Raw genomic sequence first — 19,658 nt, 5'->3', positions numbered from 1 at the left:
CGTGCACAAGGAATACAGCTAAATGAGAGTCTGGGCAGTCGCCAATCAGAAAGGTGGGGTCGGCAAGACCACCACGACCATTGCCCTGGCCGGCCTGCTGGCTGACTCGGGCAAGCGTGTGGTCGTGGTCGATCTGGACCCGCATGGCTCGATGACCAGTTACTTCGGCCATAACCCTGACGAGCTCGAGCACAGCGCTTTCGACCTGTTTCTGCATAAAGGTGCAGTGCCTCAAGGGCTGCCCGGCCAGTTGCTGCTGCCGACCAGCGATCAGCGGATTTCGCTGTTGCCGTCCAGTACCGCACTGGCCACTCTGGAGCGCCAGTCGCCAGGCCAGAGCGGCCTGGGTTTGGTGATTGCCAAAAGCCTTGCGCAACTGTGGCAGGATTTTGACTATGCACTGATCGACAGCCCGCCGTTGCTGGGCGTGTTGATGGTCAATGCGCTGGCGGCCAGTCAGCAACTGGCGATTCCGGTGCAAACCGAGTTTCTCGCGGTCAAGGGCCTGGAACGCATGGTCAACACCCTGGCGATGATCAACCGCTCGCGCAAGGTGCCGTTGCCGTACACCATCGTGCCGACCCTGTTCGATCGACGCACCCAGGCTTCGATGGGCACCCTCAAGCTGCTGCGTGACAGCTTCCCGGAACATGTCTGGAAAGCCTACGTGCCGGTCGACACCCGCCTGCGCGATGCCAGCCGGGCCGGAGTGACCCCTTCGCAGAATGACCCCAAGAGTCGTGGGGTACTGGCCTATCGGGCGTTGCTCAAGCACCTGCTGGCTGAACAACTGACAGCGCAGGTGGCCTGAGGTGACGTTTAAATCCTTGTTCGTGCGCTCAAGCCTGTGCACCCGGCAGCCGATAACCCGGTCAATGAGGCATGGCACTTTTTCTGGTTGGGTTCTGACATGATTCGCCCCGTAGATTTGGCAACCCGGCCACAGGTGGCTTTGCAGTCGTATCTGGATGCGCTGCTGCAGGACGTCACCGACGAGCTGTTGGTGGTGCCGGCGCCGGTTGATCATTTCGATGAATTCAAGGCGGCTGTGCTTGAAGAGCAGGCGCATGACGCCCGTATGCTGGCACCCAAACCGCTGGCAGTGGCTGTCGCGGCGCCGGCACCGGTGGCGGTACCGGTTGCTGTTGCGGTCGAGGCCAAGGTTCAGGCCAGGGTCGAGCTGCCGGTTCCGGTGGTGGTGCCTGAAGTGGTGGTGCCCAAGCTCGAGGTTCCGGTTGTCGAGGTGCTGGAGCCGGCCATTGCGCGGGCCGAGCCGGTGGCTGAGCTCAACACCCGGCTCGATCAGAGTCCGCCACCACCACCGGCCACCGATGGGCGGCCGGACTGGGCTGCCGAGCCGTTCGAATGCCTGTTGTTCGATGTGGCGGGGTTGACCCTGGCGGTGCCGTTGGTGTGCCTGGGGGCGATCTATTCTCTGGAAGGGCAGGAACTGACGCCGCTGTTTGGTCAGCCTGACTGGTTCCTGGGCATCCTGCCGTGCCAGGCCGGCAACCTGAAGGTGCTCGACACCGCCCGCTGGGTCATGCCGGACCGCTATCGGGAAGATTTCCGCCAGGGACTGCAATATGTGATTTCGGTACAAGGTTACGAGTGGGGGTTGGCGGTGCATCAGGTCAGCCGTTCGCTGCGCCTGGACCCGCAGGAAATCAAGTGGCGCGCCCAGCGCGGTCATCGGCCATGGCTGGCCGGTACAGTGATTGAGCATATGTGCGCCTTGCTCGATGTTGCACAGTTGGCCGAGTTGATCGCCAGTGGCGCGGTCAAGCAAATGAACACGCTCAGATAATCGATAATCATTGGCTGGCGCTTGTTGCGCTGCCTGCACAGCACTAGGTGAGGGGTTGGAAACATGAATAAGTCGTCTGCACAAGGTTCCGAAGATCCCATCCTGCAGTGGGTGACCTTCCGTCTGGACAACGAGTCGTACGGCATCAATGTGATGCAGGTCCAGGAAGTGCTGCGCTACACCGAAATCGCGCCGGTGCCGGGTGCCCCCAGCTATGTGCTGGGTATCATCAACCTGCGCGGTAACGTGGTCACGGTGATCGACACCCGCCAGCGCTTTGGTCTGGCCCCGGTCGAGGTCAGTGACAACACCCGGATCGTGATCATCGAAGCCGACAAGCAGGTGGTCGGTATCCTGGTCGACAGCGTGGCGGAAGTGGTCTATCTGCGTCAGTCCGAAGTCGAAACCGCACCGAACGTGGGTAACGATGAGTCGGCCAAGTTCATTCAGGGCGTGTGCAACAAGAACGGCGAACTGCTGATTCTGGTTGAGCTGGACAAGATGATGACCGAGGAAGAATGGTCCGAGCTGGAGAACATCTGACCGATGCTGTGGATCGCTGTCGGTGTTCTGGGCATGCTCTGGGTCGCGACCCTGGTTGTGCTGCTGAACCATATCAAGCGCCAGCGTCAGCTCGATGAGCAGCGTAGCAAGGCTGATGAAGCCCGTGAGCAGCGTCTGCGCGAGCTGGCCCGGCGAGTGGAAAACTTCCAGAAGGGCACGGTCGGCATGGGCGAGGATCTGCACGAACTGCGTGCCATCGTCGCCGTGTTGCCGGACAAGATCACGGCCCTGGAGCAACGTGATCCTTCGACCCTGACCTTTGCCCAGGCGGCGCGGCTGGTGGGGATGGGGGCCAGCGTCGAAGAGCTCACCCAGTCTTGCGGCCTGACCCAGGCCGAAGCGCAACTGATGAGCAAGCTGCACAAGAACAGTTGAAGGCGGCAAGCCACGAGCGGCATGAGAGATGCCGCTTGTGGCTTGAAGTTCGCGCCTAGCGCCCTCTGAGCGGGGTGATGTCTTTTTCCCGCGGTGGGTCATTCGGCCCCTGGCCCGCCGGAAACTTGCCCTTCAAATGCCAGGCAAAAGCGATGATTTCGGCGATGGTGCGATACAGCTCCTGAGGAATACTGTCGCCCAGCTCCAGGCGTGCCAGCAGCTTGACCAGTTCGGCATTCTCATAGATCGGCACTTCGTGCTCGCGGGCAATGCTGAGGATTTCTTCCGCGAGGCGGTCGTCACCTTTGGCGCTGAGGGTGGGTGCCTGCTGGCCGTCGTAGGTAAGGGCAATGGCCTGGCGAGGGTTGGCAAGGTCAGAATGGCTCATCAGGCGTTCTCGTCGATCCAGCGTTGTTCAAGGTGGGTACGTGGGCCTTGTGGTGCGCTGCCATGGGAGCAGGCCAGCTCGCCCACCGCCAGGCCGCAGGCAACCAGGCGCTCGCGCAGGTAGCCAAGTTCGCGCTCGATCAACTGCGCACTGTCCTCGCGCTGGGCCCAGAGCTGGCTGGACAAAGTGCCGCGCACCAATTGCGCGTGAACCTGTAAAGGCCCCAGCGGCTCCAGATCAAAACTCAGGTCGATGCGCCAGAGCTGCTCGCGCTGCTGTGCTCCTGATTCCTCTTCGCGGCCCTGTTGTTCTTGCCGCTCTGGCGAGTCTTCGCGTTGTACCTTGACCTGCAGCGGCACGATTTCATGCGCATGGCGCATCGGCACTTCAGTCTGCCAGGTGGTCAGCTGGGTTCCATCGGGCTGGGTGCGGGTCTGTTCCAGCGCGCCGAGTTGATGGCTCTGCACCCGTGATACCGCTGCGGCCGCCAGTTTGAGCAACAGCTCCAGGTCATCTTTTTCTGCGCCTGCACCGGCATCGCGTGCCGGCAGCGGAAAGCTGCTCGGCATCACCGGCGGCGCGAGCTGGCCCAGAGTGCCCAAGGCGGCGCGGATGGCGCTGGGCATCACCCGGACCAGCGTGTTGGACGCGGCGGCGGCGCTGTAGGCGGTGTTGGCCGGCACTCCGGGCGGCAGGATCTGGGCGATCAGGCGCATCAGATTGGCTTTCATGTCCGGCAACTGCGTCAGGTTCTGGCCGGCCAACAGTTTTGACTCCATGAACAGGCCGCTGGCGTTAAGCGCTTGTGCCACATTGCGCGGGCTGGCCATTTGCTCAATGTCGGGAATATCGGCCAATAACTGGTCAACCCTGGCTTGCAGTGCAGGGGCGATCGGGGCCTGGCTGCGTGGCAGGTTCTGCAGGGCGTTGAACAAATTCTCCAGCGACCCTTGGCGGCTCTGTTGAGTGCTCAGTTGCTGAGCGACCGCCAATTGATCGAGGCCGCCGGGCAGGGGGACAAAGTTCAGCGCTTGGCTGCCCAGCACCCGGGCGCTGAGCAGGCTGCCCAGCTTCAGTGGCTCTGGGCTGTCGATGCTCAAACTGGTGCCCGCCAGCGCGGTGTTGAGCAGCAGCACGATCGAGCGATACTGGGCGGTGAGCCCTTGGCCCGAGGCCGGGCCAGCGGGTTGGCCGGGGCCCGAAGGCGCTGTGGTCAGTGAGTTGATGACCTGACTGGTCAGCACCTTGCCCTGCAACAGCGTACCGATCGGTATCTGCCGGGTATCGAGTTCGGTCTTGAGGTTATTCAATGCACTGTTGATCTGCTGCAACGACAGCGTCAGTTCATTGGGTGATGCTTGCGCCACCAGCAATTGGGTGCCGGGTGTCAGCGGCAGGTTGCTCTTCACCTGCAGGCTGGTCTGGTTACCGTTACCCAGCATCACCCGCAGCAGCAACTGAAATTGCAGGTCGATCTGCTTGAGGGTGACCACTTCAGCTTCGGCGGTCTGACCTTGGGGGATCAGATTGGCCGCAGCGTTGAACAGGGTCAGAACCTGATTGGCCGTGATGCTGGCACGCAGTTGGGCCAGGTTGGGATTGGCCGGCGGGACGCTGGCAATATCACCTGTCATTAAGCTGTGACCTGCTGAATTAGACGCTTTGGGGAGCGGGCTGCCATGTATAATCCCAGCTTTTTTTGCCGGGCTTGCAAGAACCTTGCATCAGTGTAACGGCCGTTACGAGGCCGACTTGAACCTCCATTTAACCCGCTCGCAGCGCCGTGTCTGTTCCGGCTGTGCGCAGTGTACTGGCGGATGTGTGCGATGAGTGTGACTCTACAGGCTGAGGGCCTGTGTTGCGAACGTGACGGGCGGCTGCTGTTCGAGCATCTTGACCTGCAATTGCGGTCGGGGGACATGCTGCAAGTCAGCGGCCCCAATGGCAGTGGCAAGACCAGCCTGTTACGTCTGCTCTGTGGCCTGATGCGCCCGGCCGCCGGGCAGATTAGCCTCAACGGCCTGCCATTGGCCGGGCAGCGAGGGCAACCGGACCGTCATCTGCTGTGGATCGGCCATGCCACCGGGATCAAGGATGTGCTGACGCCACTGGAGAACCTCGCCTGGCTGTGCGCACTGCATCAACCGGTGCCGCCTGCTGTGCTGTGGCAGGCGCTGGAGCGGGTGGGGTTACGCGGTTTCGAGGATGTGCCTTGCCATACCCTGTCGGCCGGTCAGCAACGCCGGGTGGCATTGGCCCGGCTGTATCTGCCCGGTCCTGATATCTGGATTCTTGACGAACCGTTCACCGCGCTTGATGTGCACGGTGTGGCGCAGCTGGAGGCACGGCTGGTCGAGCACTGTGAGCAGGGTGGCTTGCTGGTGATGACCACCCACCACCTGCTGCAGCATCGGCCGGCCGGTTACCGCAACCTTGATCTGGCGCAGGTTCAGGCATGAGGCAGGTCTTTATCCTTCTGCTGGGGCGCGAAGTCCGCCTGTTGGTCCGCCGTCCGGCGGAGTTGCTCAACCCGCTGGTTTTTTTCGCTATCGTGATTGCTCTGTTTCCCCTCGCGGTAGGGCCACAAGCGCAGTTGTTGCAGACCCTGGCGCCGGGATTGGTGTGGGTCGCAGCGCTGTTGGCGGTGCTGTTGTCGCTGGACGGCCTGTTTCGCAGCGATTTTGAAGACGGCTCGCTTGAGCAGTGGGTCCTTTCGCCGCACCCGCTGGCGCTTATGGTGTTGGCCAAGGTGCTGGCACACTGGCTGTTTTCCGGGTTGGCGCTGGTGTTGCTGGCACCTGTGCTGGCCTTGATGCTGGGGTTGCCCACGCGCTGCGTGCCGGCACTGGTGGCGTCACTGTTGCTGGGCACCATGGTATTGAGCCTGCTGGGCGCGGTCGGTGCCGCGCTGACCGTCGGCCTCAAGCGCGGCGGTCTGTTACTGGCCCTGCTGATTTTGCCGCTGTACATTCCGGTGCTGATTCTGGGCAGCGGTACGCTACAGGCGTCCCTGCAGGGCATGCCGGTTGCTGGCTACCTGCTGTGGTTGAGTTGCCTGGCGGTGCTGGCATTGACGCTCTGCCCATTGGCCATTGCTGAGGGCTTGAAAATCAGCGTAGGTGAATAATCGAGGTGCCGAGACCGCTGTAGCGGTCATCAGCGACCCCCTTGCAGGCGATGCGGGTAACCGGCCCATAGCGTTTGTGTAACCGTGAACAAAGGCAGTTTCATGAAAAGCAGCATTAGTTGGGCCTGGTTTCACCGTCTGGGCTCACCGAAAACCTTCTACGACTTCAGCGGCCGCTGGTTGCCCTGGCTGGCGGCGTTTGCCGCGCTGTCGCTGACTGTGGGAGTGGTCTGGGGTCTGGCCTTCGCGCCAGCGGACTACCAGCAGGGCAATAGCTTCCGGATCATCTATATCCATGTGCCCAGCGCCATCCTGGCTCAGTCGTGCTACATGATGCTGGCGGCCTGTGGCGTGGTGGGGCTGGTCTGGCGCATGAAACTGGCTGACGTTGCACTGCAATGCGCGGCGCCCATCGGCGCCTGGATGACCGCCCTGGCGCTGTTGACCGGGGCGATCTGGGGCAAGCCGACCTGGGGGTCGTGGTGGGTCTGGGATGCGCGGCTGACGTCCATGCTGATTCTGTTGTTTCTGTATCTGGGGCTGATCGCGCTGGGCAACGCCATCAGCAACCGCGACAGCGCCGCCAAGGCCTGCGCGGTGCTGGCGATTGTCGGGGTAGTGAATATCCCGATCATCAAGTACTCGGTGGAGTGGTGGAACACCCTGCACCAAGGCGCGACCTTCACCCTCACCGAAAAACCGGCGATGCCCGCTGAAATGTGGCTGCCGCTGCTGTTCACCACATTGGGTTTTTACGCGTTCTTCGCCAGCGTGCTGCTGCTGCGCATGCGTCTTGAAGTGCTCAAGCGCGAGGCCCGGACCCGCTGGGTCCAGGATGAAGTGCTCAAAACCCTGGGGCGTCCGGTCACGCAGGTGCAACCATGAGTTTCGAATCCTTTGCCGACTTTCTGGCCATGGGCCGCCACGGGCTGTTCGTCTGGTCGGCCTATGGCCTGTTCGTGCTGGTGGTGTTGATCAATATCGCGTTGCCGCTGCTGTCCCGGCGCCGCTATTTGCAGGAGCAGGCCCGTCGCCTGCGCCGGGAGGGGAAGTGATGAACCCGCAGCGTAAAAAGCGTCTGCTATTGATCCTTGCGTTGCTGACGGGCATCGGCGTGGCGCTGGGGCTGGCCCTCAGCGCCCTGCAAGAGAACATCAACCTGTTCTATACCCCGACCCAGATCGCCAATGGCGAAGCGCCGCTGGACACCCGTATCCGCGCCGGTGGCATGGTGCAAAAGGGCTCATTGCAACGCTCGCCGGATTCGCTTGAGGTACGCTTTGTGGTCACCGACTACAACCGTTCGGTAACCATCCGCTATCAGGGCATCCTTCCGGATCTGTTCCGCGAAGGGCAGGGCATCGTCGCCCTGGGCCGGCTCAATGCCGCAGGCGTGGTCGAAGCCGATGAGGTGCTGGCCAAGCACGATGAGAAATACATGCCGCCGGAGGTCACCAAGGCTTTGCAAGACAGTGGCAAGACTGACAGCCCGACGCCTGCCGCAGCCGTTCCATCAGTCTCCAGGGAGGGGTAAGCCATGCTTCCCGAACTCGGCCATCTGGCCATGATTCTCGCGCTGTGCTTTGCCCTGGTCCAGGCCAGCCTGCCGCTGATTGGCGCCTGGCGCGGTGATCGCTTGTGGATGAGCATCGCCCGTCCCGCTGCCTGGGGGCAATTCGCGTTTCTGCTGTTCGCCTTTGGCTGCCTGACCCAGGCGTTCATGAGCGATGATTTTTCCGTGGCTTATGTCGCGCAAAACTCCAACAGCGCGCTGCCCTGGTATTACAAGTTCAGCGCGGTGTGGGGCGCCCACGAGGGTTCGCTATTGCTCTGGGCATTGATTCTGGGGGGCTGGACCTTCGCGGTGTCAGTCCTTTCACGGCAATTGCCACACGAGATGCTGGCCAGAGTGCTGGCGGTGATGGGCATGATCAGCGTGGGCTTTCTGTCGTTTCTGATTCTTACCTCCAACCCGTTCTTGCGCCTGTTGCCGCAGAGCCCGGCCAACGGCCGCGACCTCAACCCGTTGTTGCAGGATATCGGCCTGATCGTCCACCCGCCGATGCTGTACATGGGCTATGTCGGCTTTTCGGTGGCCTTCGCCTTTGCCATCGCGGCGCTGCTCGGTGGCCGTCTGGATGCCGCCTGGGCGCGCTGGTCGCGGCCATGGACCATGGTCGCCTGGGCATTTCTCGGCGTTGGCATCACCCTTGGTTCCTGGTGGGCCTATTACGAACTGGGCTGGGGCGGCTGGTGGTTCTGGGACCCGGTGGAGAATGCCTCGTTCATGCCCTGGCTGGTGGGCACGGCACTGATCCACTCACTGGCAGTGACAGAAAAGCGCGGCGTATTCAAAAGCTGGACGGTGCTGCTGGCCATCGCTGCCTTTTCCCTGAGCCTGCTGGGGACCTTCCTGGTCCGTTCCGGGGTGCTGACCTCGGTCCACGCCTTTGCTACCGATCCGGAGCGCGGGGTGTTTATCCTGGCTTTCCTGCTGCTGGTGGTCGGCGGCTCGCTGACGCTGTTCGCGGTGCGTGCGCCGGTGGTCAAGAGCCAGGTCGGCTTCGCCCTCTGGTCGCGCGAAACCCTGCTGTTGGCCAACAATCTGCTGCTGGTGGTCGCGGCGTCGATGATTTTGCTGGGCACCTTGTATCCGTTGGTCATTGATGCCCTCAGCGGTGCCAAGATGTCGGTCGGCCCGCCGTACTTCAATACCCTGTTCGTGCCGCTGATGGCGTTGCTGATGGCGGTGCTGAGTGTCGGCGTGCTGGTGCGCTGGAAAGACACACCGGTCAAGTGGCTGTTGGGCATGCTGACGCCGGTGTTGATCGGCAGCGTGGTATTGGCGGTGGCGCTGGGCCTGATCCTTGGCGAAGGCCAGTGGGCGGTACTGGCCGTGGTATTGCTGGCTGGCTGGGTCGTGCTGGGCGCGTTGCGGGATATCCACGACAAGATCCGTCACAAGGGCCTGTTCAAAGGGCTGGCCGGTCTGAGCCGCAGTTACTGGGGCATGCAGCTGGCGCACCTGGGGCTGGTGCTGTGCGCGCTGGGGGTGGTGCTTTCCAGCCAGCACAGTATCGAACGCGACCTGCGCCTGGCGCCGGGGCAATCCACTGAACTGGGCGGTTACCGCTTCGTGTTCGAAGGTGCCCGGCATTACGAGGGGCCGAACTTCACGTCCGACCGGGGCACGGTGCGGGTTCTGCGTAATGAGCAGCCAATCAGCGTCCTGCACCCGGAGAAGCGTCTGTACACCGTGCAGCAGTCGATGATGACCGAGGCCGGTATTGATGCAGGCTTTACCCGCGACCTGTATGTGGCGCTCGGCGAGCCGCTGGAGCAGGGCGCCTGGGCGGTGCGTATTCATGTCAAACCGTTCGTGCGCTGGATCTGGCTGGGCGGCCTGCTGACCGGGCTGGGCGGTTTCCTGGCGGCGCTGGATCGCCGCTATCGGCTCAAGGTCAGCCAAAAGGTACGCCAGGCCCTCAGTCCTGCCGGAGCAATCTCATGAAACGCTGGATTCTGTTGATCCCCCTGGTGGTCTTTCTCGGCCTCAGCGCGCTGTTGTTTCGCGGCCTGTTTCTTGACCCTGCCGCGTTGCCGTCGGCGCTGATCGGCAAGCCGTTTCCCGAGTTCAGCCTGCGCGATGTCAGCAGCGCCAGGACCCTGACCCGTGCCGACTTGATCGGGCGCCCGGCGCTGGTCAACGTCTGGGCCACCTGGTGCGTGGCCTGCCGTGCCGAACACCCGGTGCTCAACCGGCTGGCGCAGCAGGGGGTGGTGATCCATGGCATCAACTACAAGGATGTGAACGCCGAGGCGCAGAAGTGGCTCAACGACTTTCATAACCCTTACCAGCTCAACATCCGCGACGATGACGGTACGCTGGGTCTGAACCTTGGCGTATACGGCGCTCCGGAAACCTTCTTGATCGACAGCCAGGGCATCATCCGCCACAAATTCGTCGGAGTGATCGACGATCAGGTCTGGCGCGAGCAACTGGCCGGCCGTTATCAGGCACTGGTTGACGAGGCCCGGCCATGAAGCGCTGGCTGGCCGCTGCGCTGTTGAGTCTGGGGCTGACCGGTCTGGCCCAGGCCGCCATCGAGGCGCATACCTTTCGCGATGAAGCCGAGCGGGCGCGGTTTGCCGAGCTGACCCGCGAACTGCGCTGCCCCAAGTGCCAGAACCAGGACATTGCCGACTCCAATGCGCCGATCGCTGCCGATCTGCGCAAGGAAATCTACCGGTTGCTGGAAGAGGGCCGCAGCAATCGCCAGATCGTCGATTACATGGTCGATCGCTACGGCGAGTTCGTGCGTTACAAGCCGACCCTCACGGCCCGCACCTGGCTGCTGTGGTTCGGCCCGGCCGGCCTGTTGATCGTCGGCGGCGCTGTGATTGCGCTGATCGTCCGGCGTCGGCGCCTTGCGGTGTACAGCGATGCAACGCTTTCTGACGAAGAGCGCGAGCGTCTGGCGAATCTTTTGAATAACCACCCCATGGATAAACACCGGCAATGATCGATTTCTGGATGGCCGTCGGGCTTGTGTCACTGGTGGCTGCAAGTATCCTGCTGATTCCGATCCTGCGTAGCCGCCCGCTGGCGGCTGCTGCGGATCGCACGGCAGTCAATATCGAGCTGTACGAAGAGCGGCTGGCGCAGTTGCAGGCCCAACGTGATGCGGGCGGGCTGAGTGCCGAGCAACTGGACATCGGCAAGGCCGAAGCCGCCCGCGAACTGCTGGCCGATACCGAAGGCAGCGACCGCGCCCGTGCGGCGGGCAGCCTGGGTAAAGCCTGGCCGTTGACCGCCGCCATCCTGGTGCCGCTGCTGGGGGTAGGTCTTTACCTGCATTACGGCGCCAGTGAGCGGGTCGAGCTGAGCCGGGAGTTCGCCGAACCGCCGACTTCGCTGGCAGAAATGACCCATCGCCTGGAGCGGACCGTCGAAGTCCAGCCCGAGTCGGCCGAGGGCTTTTACTTTCTGGGCCGCAGCTACATGGCCCAGCAACGCCCGGCCGATGCAGCGCGGCAGTTCGAACGCGCAGCGGCACTGACCGGCCGTCAACCGGAACTGTTGGGGCAATGGGCTCAGGCGTTGTACTTCGCCGCGAACAAGACCTTTACCCCGCAGGTGCAGGCGCTGACTGACGAAGCCCTGAAAGCCGATGCCAACGAAGTCACCAGCCTGGGCTTGCTGGGCATCGCGGCGTTCGAGAGCAAGCGTTATCAGGACGCGGTGGACTACTGGACCCGCCTGCAACAGTTGCTGCCGGCTCAGGACCCGTCCCGTGCCGCGCTGGAAGGTGGCATCGCCAGAGCCCGTGAAAACCTCGGCACCACCGCGCCGGCGCCAGCCGTCAGTGGCCCGCAGCTCAAGGTCCGGGTCGAACTGGCCGCCGCGTTAAAAGACAAGGTACAGCCCGGCGACAGTGTATTCATCTTTGCCCGTGCCGTAGGCGGCCCGCCTGCGCCGTTGGCGGTCAGGCGGGTGACTGTGGCTGACCTGCCGATCGAGGTGCAGATGAGCGATGCCGACGCCATGATGCCGCAACTGAAACTGTCGAACTTCGCGCAAGTCCAACTCAGTGCACGGGTGTCGCGTGCCGGGCAGCCAACCAAGGGTGAATGGGTGGGCAATAGCCCACCACTGGCGACCAGCACGACGGCCCGTCAAGCGTTGATCATTGACCGTTCTGAATAGGTACTTGCCATGTCTGCTGTCATCACCTGGCGCCTTGCCCGCACAACCTTGCTGGCCGCCGTCATGGGCCTGAGCGCCTGTGCGGTACACCAGCCACCCTCCGGGCCGCGCAGCCAGGAGTCAATCAAGAGCCTGCCGGGCCCGTCGCAACCTGGCACGCCACAACCCAGACCAAGCCAGCCGGTAAAGTCGGCCCCGGCCAAAACCTCGGCCAGCTTTGCGCCGCCGCCAGGGGGCAATAGTCATTGGGATCAGAAACTGGGCGTCTATGTGCTTGATGGCAAGACCAACACGTTTTATCGCCAGCGCACGTATTACCAGTGGAACAACGGCTGGAGCTGGTCAACCCAGCCTGACGGGCCTTGGCAGCCGACCGATGCCAATGGTGTGCCGGGTGGGTTGGGGCAGAAGTTCGGTAATTGATGTGCGATGGGATTTTGACGGGTTGAGCGGTGTACATTCGCCGCGGCGGCGTTGGCGTCCTGCCCAGCGCACCTAAAGCCGGCTTTCCCACCAAATCGACACCTGCGCTTGGCCTGCGCCCAAGTCGCGTTCGGCGGTGCCTGCAAGATCGCATTTCAAATGATCTGTGCTCGGCTGTAGATCGTTGCCGTTGATTTTGCTTTTGATCTTTGAGCCGAGATGGCACAGGCGCCGCAAATCGCGACTTGGGCGCTGGCCGAGGGTAGGCGTTGATTCGGGGGAGAAACCGACATGGATGTCGCTGCTCTTGATATCAGGAGCAGGTGCGTTGGGCAGGACGCCCATCGCGCCGGCCCCCGAATCGACGCCGGACGGAGGGAAGTTCGCCCGCAGTCCAGACAACCGCGGCAAAGACTCTTGCGCAGAACGGAAGGTCTTCGCGGCTAAAGCCGCTCCTACTTGCCGGTGTAAATCTGGTCGAACACGCCGCCATCGATAAAGTGAGTCTTCTGCACGGTGCGCCAGTCACCAAAGGTCTTCTCAACCGAAAGGAAGTCGACCTTCGGGAAGCGATCCTTGTACTTGGCCAGCACCGTTTCATCACGCGGGCGCAGGAAGTTATTGGCCGCGATCTCCTGACCCTCAGGCGACCACAGGTACTTCAGATAGGCTTCAGCCAACTCGCGTGAGCCCTTCTTGTCGACCACCTTGTCAACCACACTCACCGGTGGCTCGGCCTGGGCAGAAACGCTCGGGTAGATCACTTCAAACTGATCACGGCCAAATTCACGGGCGATCATTTCCGCTTCGTTCTCGAAGGTCACCAGCACGTCGCCGATCTGGTTGGTCATGAATGTGGTGGTCGCGCCACGGCCACCGCTGTCCAGAACCGGCACATGCTTGAACAGCTTGCCGACAAACTCCTTGGCCTTGGCTTCATCGCCGCCGTTTTTCAGGGTATAGCCCCACGCCGACAGATAGGTGTAACGACCATTACCCGAGGTCTTGGGGTTCGGCACGATGACCTCGACGCCATCCTTGATCAGATCCGGCCAGTCTTTCAGGGCTTTAGGGTTGCCCTTGCGCACGATGAATACCGTGGCGGAGGTGAACGGCGCGCTGTTGTTTGGCAGGCGCGTCACCCAGTCTTTGGGCACCAGCTCGCCGTTGTCGGCCAGGGCGTTGATGTCGGTGGCCATGTTCATGGTGATCACATCCGCCGGCAGACCGTCGATGACCGAACGGGCCTGCTTGCTCGAACCACCAAAGGACATCTGCACGGTGGCCTTTTCCTTGTGCTGGGCCTCCCAATGCTTCTGGAACGCGACGTTGTAGTCTTTATAGAAGTCGCGCATCACGTCGTAGGAGACGTTCAGCAGCGGCGCGGCCTGGGCGCTGCTGCCCAGAGCCAGGCCGGCGGCCAGCAGTGAGGCGGCGAATAGTTTCTTCACAGCAGATTCCTTTAGATGAGTGCGTCGTTGTTATGCGGCAGATATCCAGCTGCCGCGATCATAACGGCGGGGCACCTTGCCATTAAAGATTAAAAAAATATTTACTTATGCCCGATCGTCGAGTTTCGGGAACAGCGCGTTGCCGCACCGTGAACAGAACGCTGCGCCGTGTTCATGCTGTTTCTTGGCGCACACCGGGCAGTCGTGCTTGAGCTGTTCACCGCGCATGGCATTGGCCAGCTCGGCGGTGAAGATTCCGGTGGGGACCGCGATGATCGAGTAACCGATGATCATCACCAGCGATGAAACCATCTGGCCCACCGGGGTCTTGGGCACGATGTCGCCAAAGCCCACGGTGGTCAGGGTCACGATGGCCCAGTAAATGCCCTTCGGAATGCTGGTAAAGCCATGCTCCGGGCCTTCGATCACGTACATCAGGGTGCCGAACACCGTTACCAGGGTCGAGACGCTGGCCAGAAACACGATGATCTTCTGTTTGCTGCCGCGCAGTGCTTCGAGCAGGTAGTGGGCCTGGCGCAGGTACATGCCCATTTTCAGGACCCGGAAGATACGCAACATGCGGATGATCCGCACGATCAACAGATACTGAGCGTCGCTGTAATAGATCGCCAGGATGCCGGGGATGATCGCCAGCAGGTCGACCAGCCCATAAAAGCTGAAAGCGTACTTCAATGGCCGGGGCGAGCAGTACAGGCGCAGCAGGTACTCGACGGCGAACACCGCTGTGAAGCCCCATTCGATCCAGGCCAGCGCGGTGGCGTATTGGGCGTGGATGCTCTCGATACTGTCAATGATGGTGACCAGCAGGCTGAGCAGGATGATCACCAGCAAGGTCTGGTCGAAGCGGCGGCCGGCGGGGGTGTCGGTCTGGAAGATGACCGTGTGCAACCGCTCGCGGCGGTTTGGGGTGGTGCTCATGGGTGGTCTCTGCGTGGCAAGGATGGCTCGGTGGTCATTCGACAGCGATGGCGAGCGTATTCAAGCGCTCAGCCTGTGATTTCGCCTCCTTGAGCAATTGCTCCCAGTCGCCTGGCTGCAGGTTAAGCCTTGTTCAGGGAAACGTCTGTTTCCCTGGTGCTGAAAAAGTTGTGAGAGTCTGCTCCTGGTTTCTGACGTTTACTACCTGCTGGATGTCAGATTATTTCCGAAATTTTGTGAGAGATTTCTGCGAAACCGCCCGTTCGGGCATGCTCGGGGCTTGAGTCGGGCTACTGCTGCCAGCCACCCCCCAACGCCAGAAACAGATCGATCTGCCCCATCGCCACCTGGGTATTGGCCTGCGCCAGTTGTGCACGCATCTGGGTGTAGGTGCGGGTGGCCTGCAGGTCCGCCAGGAACGACTCCCGGCCGGCCTGGTAAAACCGATGGGTCTGTTCGGCGGCTTCTTTGGCCGATTGCTCGGCTTCTACCAAGGCATCGCGGCGGTCGAGCAGGGCGGTGTACTGGGCCATGCTGGTCTGGGTTTCGCGGATGGCATTGAGCACCACGGCGTCGAAGCGCGCCAGCGCGACCTGGCTTGCCGCCTCGGCCTGATGGATGCGCGCCCGGGTGCCATTGCTCGGCACGGTCCAACTGATCAGTGGGCCGAAGCCCCAGCGGTTGGTGGCGGGTTTGCCCAGATGATCAAGAAAACCGATGGTCGCCACCGAGGCGCCAATGCTGATGTCCGGGTACAGCTCGCCGGTGGCCACGCCGATTTCGGCAGTGGCCATGTGCAGGTGACGCTCGGCCTGGCGGACATCGGGGCGGCGCTTGAGCAGCGCGGCACCGTCGCCCACCGGAATGACCTGGGCGAGATGCGGCAGCTCGGCGCAGTTCTCGACCCCGGCCGGCAGTTGCGCCACGGGTTTGGCCAGCAGCATCGACAGCCGGAACAGCGCGCTCTGGCGTAGCGCTTCATAGCGCGGCAGTTCGGCGCGCAGCGACTTGAATTGGGTCTGCGAGCGGGTCACCTGGGTCTGATCGCCACGCCCGGCATCGCGCAGGCGCTGGTTGAGGGTCACGCTCTGCTGTTGCAGGTCCAGCGACTGGTGAGCGATGGCCAGCTCTTCGTTGGCGGCGCAGACCTGGGTGTAGGCCCGCACCACGTCGGCCACCACGGTAATGCGCGCCGTATCAGCCGCCGCCTGGGTGGCGTCGACATTGGCCTGGGCCGCTTCGATGCCGCGTTGCAGAGTGCCGAACAGGTCAAACTGATACGAGGTGGTCAGGCCCACGTCACCCACGGTCGCCACCGGGACTTTTTCAGCCAGCAGGAAGGCTTCGCCCGATTCCTGTAAACGCTGGGCGCCGGCCTTGGCGCTGCCGTGAAAACCTCCGGCGGCTTCGGCCTCGGCGCTCTGGTAGCGCGAGCGTTGCAGGTTGGCCGCCGCGATGCGCAGGTCGGTGTTGCTGGCCAGCGCCTGGCGCACCAGCTCATCGAGTTGCCGGTCCTGGTACAGCCGCCACCAATGCTCAGGCACCGGCGCTGAAACCACATTGGCCGAGTTGCCCAGCGTACCTTGCAGGTCGGCGCGATTGACTGCGGCGTCCTTGGGTGGCTGGTAGTCCGGGCCGACCACCTGACAGGCCGAGAGCAGGGCGCCGACGCTCAGCGCCAGCAGGCGTAAGGCCGGTTTCATTGCGCGGCCTCCTGGTGTGAGGCGTCGATGATCGACACGGTGGCGGTACGTCCGGCGATCATGCGGAAGTCTTCGGGCACTTGATCGAAGGCAATGCGCACCGGGATACGCTGCGCCAGGCGTACCCAACTGAACGCGGGGTTGACGTTGGGCAACAGGTTGCTGCTGCTGGTGCGGTCACGGTCTTCGATGGCGGCGACCATGCTCACGACATGGCCTGTCAGGCGCGCATTGTCGCCCACCACGCGGATATCGACCTTCGAGCCAATATGGATGCCGTCGAGCTTGGTTTCTTCGAAGTAGCCGTCGATGTGGTAGGAGGCTGCATCCACCAGTGACAGCACCGGCCGCCCGGCAGTGACGAATTCATGGGGGCGTGGGGCGCGGTCGTTGAGGTAGCCATCCACCGGGCTACGGATCACCGAGCGATCCAGGTTCAGTTGCGCGGCGTCCACTGACACTCTGGCTTCATTGAGTGCCGACAGCGCCCGGGCCTCTTTGGACTGGCTCTCTTCCAGTTGTTCGCGCGATACCAGATTGCCCAGCGACCGGTTGCGGCGATTCTCGCGTTGCGCCTGCTGCCAGGTTTCCTGACGCTCGGCTGCGGTGGCCTGGGCCTGGCGCAGCGCCAGTTTGAAGCGGTCTTGGTCAATGCTGAACAGCACCTGGCCCTTGCTGACCTGCTGGTTGTCGCGCACCTGGACCTGCTGGATCAGCCCGGATACATCCGGGGCGATTTGCACGATGTCGGCGCGAATGTGCCCGTCGCGGGTCCAGGGCGCGAACATGTAGTACATCACCATGCGCCATACCAGCACGCTGGCCAGCGCCACCACAATTAACGTCAGGACCACGCGGCCCAGGGTCAGGATCGGTTTTTTCATGTCATCAGGTACCGGCTAAAGGTGTCCAGTACGCCCAGCAGCAGGGCATACAAACCTGTGTTGAACAACGCCCGGTGCCAGACCAGACGATAAAAGCGGGTGTGCGACAGCACAGCGTGAACAGCCAGAAACAACAGGTACGCCAGGCCCATCAGCACCAGAAAGGTCGGGATGAAGATCCCGTTGATATCCAGCTCGCCAATCATGCGGGTGCTCCATCGGGGCCGTGGATCGGTTGTTCGATGCTTTGGCCATTGACGTCGATGATCTCCAGCCCCGGCAGCAGTGCCAGGCGCAGGCCGCTCAGGGCATGCAGCAGGTGCAGGCGTGCCTGAGGTTCGGCCGGGGCCTGGCTGTTCAGCGCCCGCCGGGTTCGGTCCAGCGTCATCAGCAGGCCATTGGGGGCCGGCAGGCGCTCCCCGGCCTTGAGGCAGGCGGCAAAATAACCGCCGATCTGCGCGACCACCTGACGCAGCGGTGCCTGACAGGAGGTCGGGATCCGGGGTGTCCAGGCCAGCAGGTCAAGCAGGTTCAACGCCACCCGCAGTTCACGCAGTGGCGTGCTGCTGTCCTGGGCGGTCTGGGCCAGGCGCGGCACCTGCTGCATGAGGCGGTCGATCATCTGCACGCCCAGGCGCCGATGTTCGGCCAGAGTGGCCGGTTCGCTCAGGCTGACAATGTCCTGCCAGTTGAAACGGGTCATGCGGCGCACGGCCATCTCTACACCGAACGGGCGCATGATCAGCGTCCAGATGAACGCGAACAGCAGACCGGCGGGGCCGGCCAGATTGTTGTTGATAAACACCAGAAAGTCGGCGTCATAGGCGCCCTGCACGCTGACGAACGTCGCGGTGTTTACCGCCGTCAGCACCGTAGGCAGGAAGAATTTCGGCTGGGCGCTGAGGGTCGCCACCGTGATGAATGGCGCTGCAAAGGCCAGTACCAGCATCGGGAAGTCATGCACTGTGGGCAGCGCCACGAACAGGTACAGGCTCGACAGCACCACCGAAACCAGGGTCCAGAAGAAGAACCGGTAGATCTGCGGCGCCGGGTCATCCATGGCGGCAAAGAAGCTGCACGACACTGCGGCCAGAATCACTGCACTGGCGCCGTCCTGCCAGCCCATGAAAATCCAGATCAGCGAAGCGACGACAATCGCCAGCACCGCCGAAGCCACCGAGTAGAGCATCAGGCCGCGATCCAGCGCCGGGCTGATCCGCCCCAGCCGCCAGTGCCGGTACACCGCCTGCCAGGGCCGGCCATCATCGGCTTCGATAGCCTGTTGCAAGCTTCGGCAGTCCTGCCACAGATCGATCCACTCGCCCAGGCGGTACAGAGCGTTGGAGAGCAGCAGGTGCTCGCGCTCGTCGAGCTGTTCGGCGTCCGGTTGCAGGCGTTGCAACGCCTGATGCAGAGAGTCCCACTGCTCCGGTTGCAGGCCGCTGGCAGTGGCCCGCAGCCAGTGGCGCGCCTCGATCAGCAGGGCCGAAAGGTCGGCCATGCGTTCCGGGCAGCGCCGTTCCAGCGCCCACAGCGCGTCGTTGAGCGCGTCGATCACCGGCAGCAGATGGATCATCCGCCCGCGCAGTTCCAGCGCGTGACGCACGGTCTGTTTATGCGCACCTTCATGGCGCAACTGGCCAATCATTGGCTCCAGGCTGTTGAACCCGGCGGCCATGGCGGTGCGCAGGCCCGCGACCTCGCCGGGGTCAACGTTGCGGCTGAGAAACTGCTCGCTGTACAGGGTGGCATCGCTGAACCATTTGTCGGTGCTGGCCCGGAACACCGGCGCCAGGCGCCGTGGCCAGAACATGGCGCCGACCACCGCGGCGCAGGTGATCCCGAGGAAGATTTCCTCGGTACGCGACACAGCGATTTCAAACACCGCCTGGGGGTTGTCCACGGCGGGCAAGGCAATCAGCGGCATGGTGTAGCCGGCCAGCATCAGCGCGTAGCTGTTGGCGGTACGCAGGTGCAGCGACAGGTACAGCAGGGTGCCGGTCCACAAGGCAATAACGATGGCCAGCAGGATCGGTGTCTGGACGAAAATCGGCACCAGGATCACCGAGGCGCAGGCGCCCGTCAGTGTGCCTAACGCCCGGTACAGGGCCTTGGAACTGGTCGGGCCGACAAACGGGCTGGCGACGATGTACACCGTGGCCATGGCCCAGTAAGGACGTGGCATTTCCATGACCAGCGCGATGTACAGCGCCAGCATCGAGGCGGCGAAGGTGCGTACTCCGTGCAGCCAGTCGCGGCCGGGCGGCAGGTCGCTGAGAAAGTCCTTCAT

23 protein-coding genes are annotated in these 19,658 nt (G+C 62.7%); 14 read left to right on the top strand and 9 right to left on the bottom strand.

Going from position 1 to position 19,658, the window contains the following annotated elements; genetic code table 11:
* Positions 1-22: 22 nt before the first annotated feature.
* The 4 genes from NJC38_RS14575 to NJC38_RS14560 all read left to right on the top strand — a co-directional run bounded on the left by NJC38_RS14575 (position 23) and on the right by NJC38_RS14560 (position 2,746).
* Entirely contained in the window at positions 23-811 is a 789-nt protein-coding gene (locus NJC38_RS14575) for a ParA family protein (RefSeq protein ID WP_045489505.1), read from the top strand.
* Between the two features lie 99 nt (positions 812-910).
* On the top strand, positions 911-1,807 hold the full coding sequence (locus NJC38_RS14570) for a CheW domain-containing protein (RefSeq protein WP_253115308.1): 897 nt from the start codon (positions 911-913) through the stop codon (positions 1,805-1,807).
* A 63-nt stretch (positions 1,808-1,870) separates the two neighbouring features.
* Positions 1,871-2,350, top strand: coding sequence for a chemotaxis protein CheW (locus tag NJC38_RS14565; RefSeq protein WP_045489510.1), 480 nt, complete (start codon positions 1,871-1,873; stop codon positions 2,348-2,350).
* 3 nt (positions 2,351-2,353) lie between these two features.
* Positions 2,354-2,746 (top strand): DUF2802 domain-containing protein, encoded by a 393-nt coding sequence (locus tag NJC38_RS14560; RefSeq protein ID WP_253115306.1) that lies wholly within the window; start codon positions 2,354-2,356, stop codon positions 2,744-2,746.
* A 55-nt stretch (positions 2,747-2,801) separates the two neighbouring features.
* Here NJC38_RS14560 and NJC38_RS14555 read toward each other — a convergent pair whose 3' ends face one another.
* Both NJC38_RS14555 and NJC38_RS14550 read right to left on the bottom strand, forming a co-directional pair.
* Positions 2,802-3,134 carry an EscU/YscU/HrcU family type III secretion system export apparatus switch protein gene (locus NJC38_RS14555; RefSeq protein ID WP_045489516.1) on the bottom strand — a complete coding sequence of 111 codons (333 nt, stop codon included), beginning with the start codon at positions 3,132-3,134 and terminating at the stop codon, positions 2,802-2,804.
* The gene (locus tag NJC38_RS14550; protein ID WP_253115304.1) at positions 3,134-4,768 is read right to left on the bottom strand and encodes a flagellar hook-length control protein FliK; all 1,635 of its coding nucleotides are present in this window, start codon (positions 4,766-4,768) and stop codon (positions 3,134-3,136) included. The genes NJC38_RS14555 and NJC38_RS14550 overlap by 1 nt, the downstream gene beginning before the upstream one ends.
* A 192-nt stretch (positions 4,769-4,960) precedes the next feature.
* Between NJC38_RS14550 and ccmA the strand changes: the two genes are divergently transcribed.
* From ccmA to NJC38_RS14500, 10 genes are all read left to right on the top strand, one after another.
* Complete coding sequence (ccmA, locus tag NJC38_RS14545; RefSeq protein ID WP_253115301.1) at positions 4,961-5,593, top strand: cytochrome c biogenesis heme-transporting ATPase CcmA; 633 nt, start codon at positions 4,961-4,963, stop codon at positions 5,591-5,593.
* On the top strand, positions 5,590-6,261 hold the full coding sequence (gene ccmB / locus NJC38_RS14540; protein ID WP_253115299.1) for a heme exporter protein CcmB: 672 nt from the start codon (positions 5,590-5,592) through the stop codon (positions 6,259-6,261). The genes ccmA and ccmB overlap by 4 nt, the downstream gene beginning before the upstream one ends.
* Before the next feature lie 102 nt (positions 6,262-6,363).
* Positions 6,364-7,146, top strand: coding sequence for a heme ABC transporter permease (locus NJC38_RS14535; protein ID WP_045489528.1), 783 nt, complete (start codon positions 6,364-6,366; stop codon positions 7,144-7,146).
* Positions 7,143-7,316: a heme exporter protein CcmD gene (gene ccmD / locus NJC38_RS14530; RefSeq protein WP_045489531.1), complete on the top strand. Its 174-nt coding sequence runs from the start codon at positions 7,143-7,145 to the stop codon at positions 7,314-7,316. Before NJC38_RS14535 ends, ccmD begins: the two co-directional genes overlap by 4 nt.
* Positions 7,316-7,795: a cytochrome c maturation protein CcmE gene (gene ccmE, locus NJC38_RS14525; protein ID WP_045489532.1), complete on the top strand. Its 480-nt coding sequence runs from the start codon at positions 7,316-7,318 to the stop codon at positions 7,793-7,795. The genes ccmD and ccmE overlap by 1 nt, the downstream gene beginning before the upstream one ends.
* Positions 7,796-7,798: 3 nt before the next feature.
* Positions 7,799-9,772 carry a heme lyase CcmF/NrfE family subunit gene (locus NJC38_RS14520; RefSeq protein ID WP_045489534.1) on the top strand — a complete coding sequence of 658 codons (1,974 nt, stop codon included), beginning with the start codon at positions 7,799-7,801 and terminating at the stop codon, positions 9,770-9,772.
* Positions 9,769-10,305, top strand: coding sequence for a DsbE family thiol:disulfide interchange protein (locus NJC38_RS14515; RefSeq protein WP_253115297.1), 537 nt, complete (start codon positions 9,769-9,771; stop codon positions 10,303-10,305). Before NJC38_RS14520 ends, NJC38_RS14515 begins: the two co-directional genes overlap by 4 nt.
* Complete coding sequence (locus NJC38_RS14510; protein ID WP_253115295.1) at positions 10,302-10,784, top strand: cytochrome c-type biogenesis protein; 483 nt, start codon at positions 10,302-10,304, stop codon at positions 10,782-10,784. Before NJC38_RS14515 ends, NJC38_RS14510 begins: the two co-directional genes overlap by 4 nt.
* On the top strand, positions 10,781-11,968 hold the full coding sequence (gene ccmI, locus NJC38_RS14505) for a c-type cytochrome biogenesis protein CcmI (RefSeq protein ID WP_253115292.1): 1,188 nt from the start codon (positions 10,781-10,783) through the stop codon (positions 11,966-11,968). Before NJC38_RS14510 ends, ccmI begins: the two co-directional genes overlap by 4 nt.
* A gap of 9 nt (positions 11,969-11,977) precedes the next feature.
* Positions 11,978-12,391, top strand: a complete 414-nt coding sequence (locus tag NJC38_RS14500; RefSeq protein ID WP_253115290.1) for a hypothetical protein — start codon at positions 11,978-11,980, stop codon at positions 12,389-12,391.
* A 72-nt stretch (positions 12,392-12,463) separates the two neighbouring features.
* Here the strand turns inward: NJC38_RS14500 and NJC38_RS14495 are convergent, their stop codons facing one another.
* The 7 genes from NJC38_RS14495 to NJC38_RS14465 form a co-directional block, all read right to left on the bottom strand.
* Positions 12,464-12,736, bottom strand: coding sequence for a hypothetical protein (locus NJC38_RS14495; protein ID WP_253115288.1), 273 nt, complete (start codon positions 12,734-12,736; stop codon positions 12,464-12,466).
* A 110-nt stretch (positions 12,737-12,846) separates the two neighbouring features.
* Complete coding sequence (locus NJC38_RS14490; RefSeq protein ID WP_045489548.1) at positions 12,847-13,842, bottom strand: sulfate ABC transporter substrate-binding protein; 996 nt, start codon at positions 13,840-13,842, stop codon at positions 12,847-12,849.
* Between the two features lie 105 nt (positions 13,843-13,947).
* Positions 13,948-14,781 carry an ion transporter gene (locus NJC38_RS14485; protein ID WP_253115285.1) on the bottom strand — a complete coding sequence of 278 codons (834 nt, stop codon included), beginning with the start codon at positions 14,779-14,781 and terminating at the stop codon, positions 13,948-13,950.
* A gap of 290 nt (positions 14,782-15,071) precedes the next feature.
* A complete protein-coding gene (locus NJC38_RS14480; RefSeq protein ID WP_253115283.1) occupies positions 15,072-16,484 on the bottom strand; it encodes an efflux transporter outer membrane subunit in 1,413 nt (470 codons plus the stop codon).
* Positions 16,481-17,368, bottom strand: a complete 888-nt coding sequence (locus NJC38_RS14475) for an efflux RND transporter periplasmic adaptor subunit (RefSeq protein WP_253115281.1) — start codon at positions 17,366-17,368, stop codon at positions 16,481-16,483. Before NJC38_RS14475 ends, NJC38_RS14480 begins: the two co-directional genes overlap by 4 nt.
* Positions 17,365-17,574, bottom strand: coding sequence for a DUF1656 domain-containing protein (locus tag NJC38_RS14470; protein ID WP_045489560.1), 210 nt, complete (start codon positions 17,572-17,574; stop codon positions 17,365-17,367). Before NJC38_RS14470 ends, NJC38_RS14475 begins: the two co-directional genes overlap by 4 nt.
* Entirely contained in the window at positions 17,571-19,658 is a 2,088-nt protein-coding gene (locus tag NJC38_RS14465; RefSeq protein ID WP_253115279.1) for an FUSC family protein, read from the bottom strand. Before NJC38_RS14465 ends, NJC38_RS14470 begins: the two co-directional genes overlap by 4 nt.

This window comes from Pseudomonas sp. 21LCFQ010, assembly GCF_024129905.1.
Lineage (GTDB): Bacteria > Pseudomonadota > Gammaproteobacteria > Pseudomonadales > Pseudomonadaceae > Aquipseudomonas.
Note: the sequence above shows the minus strand (reverse complement) of the source record. Positions and strands in the feature narration are given on the sequence as shown.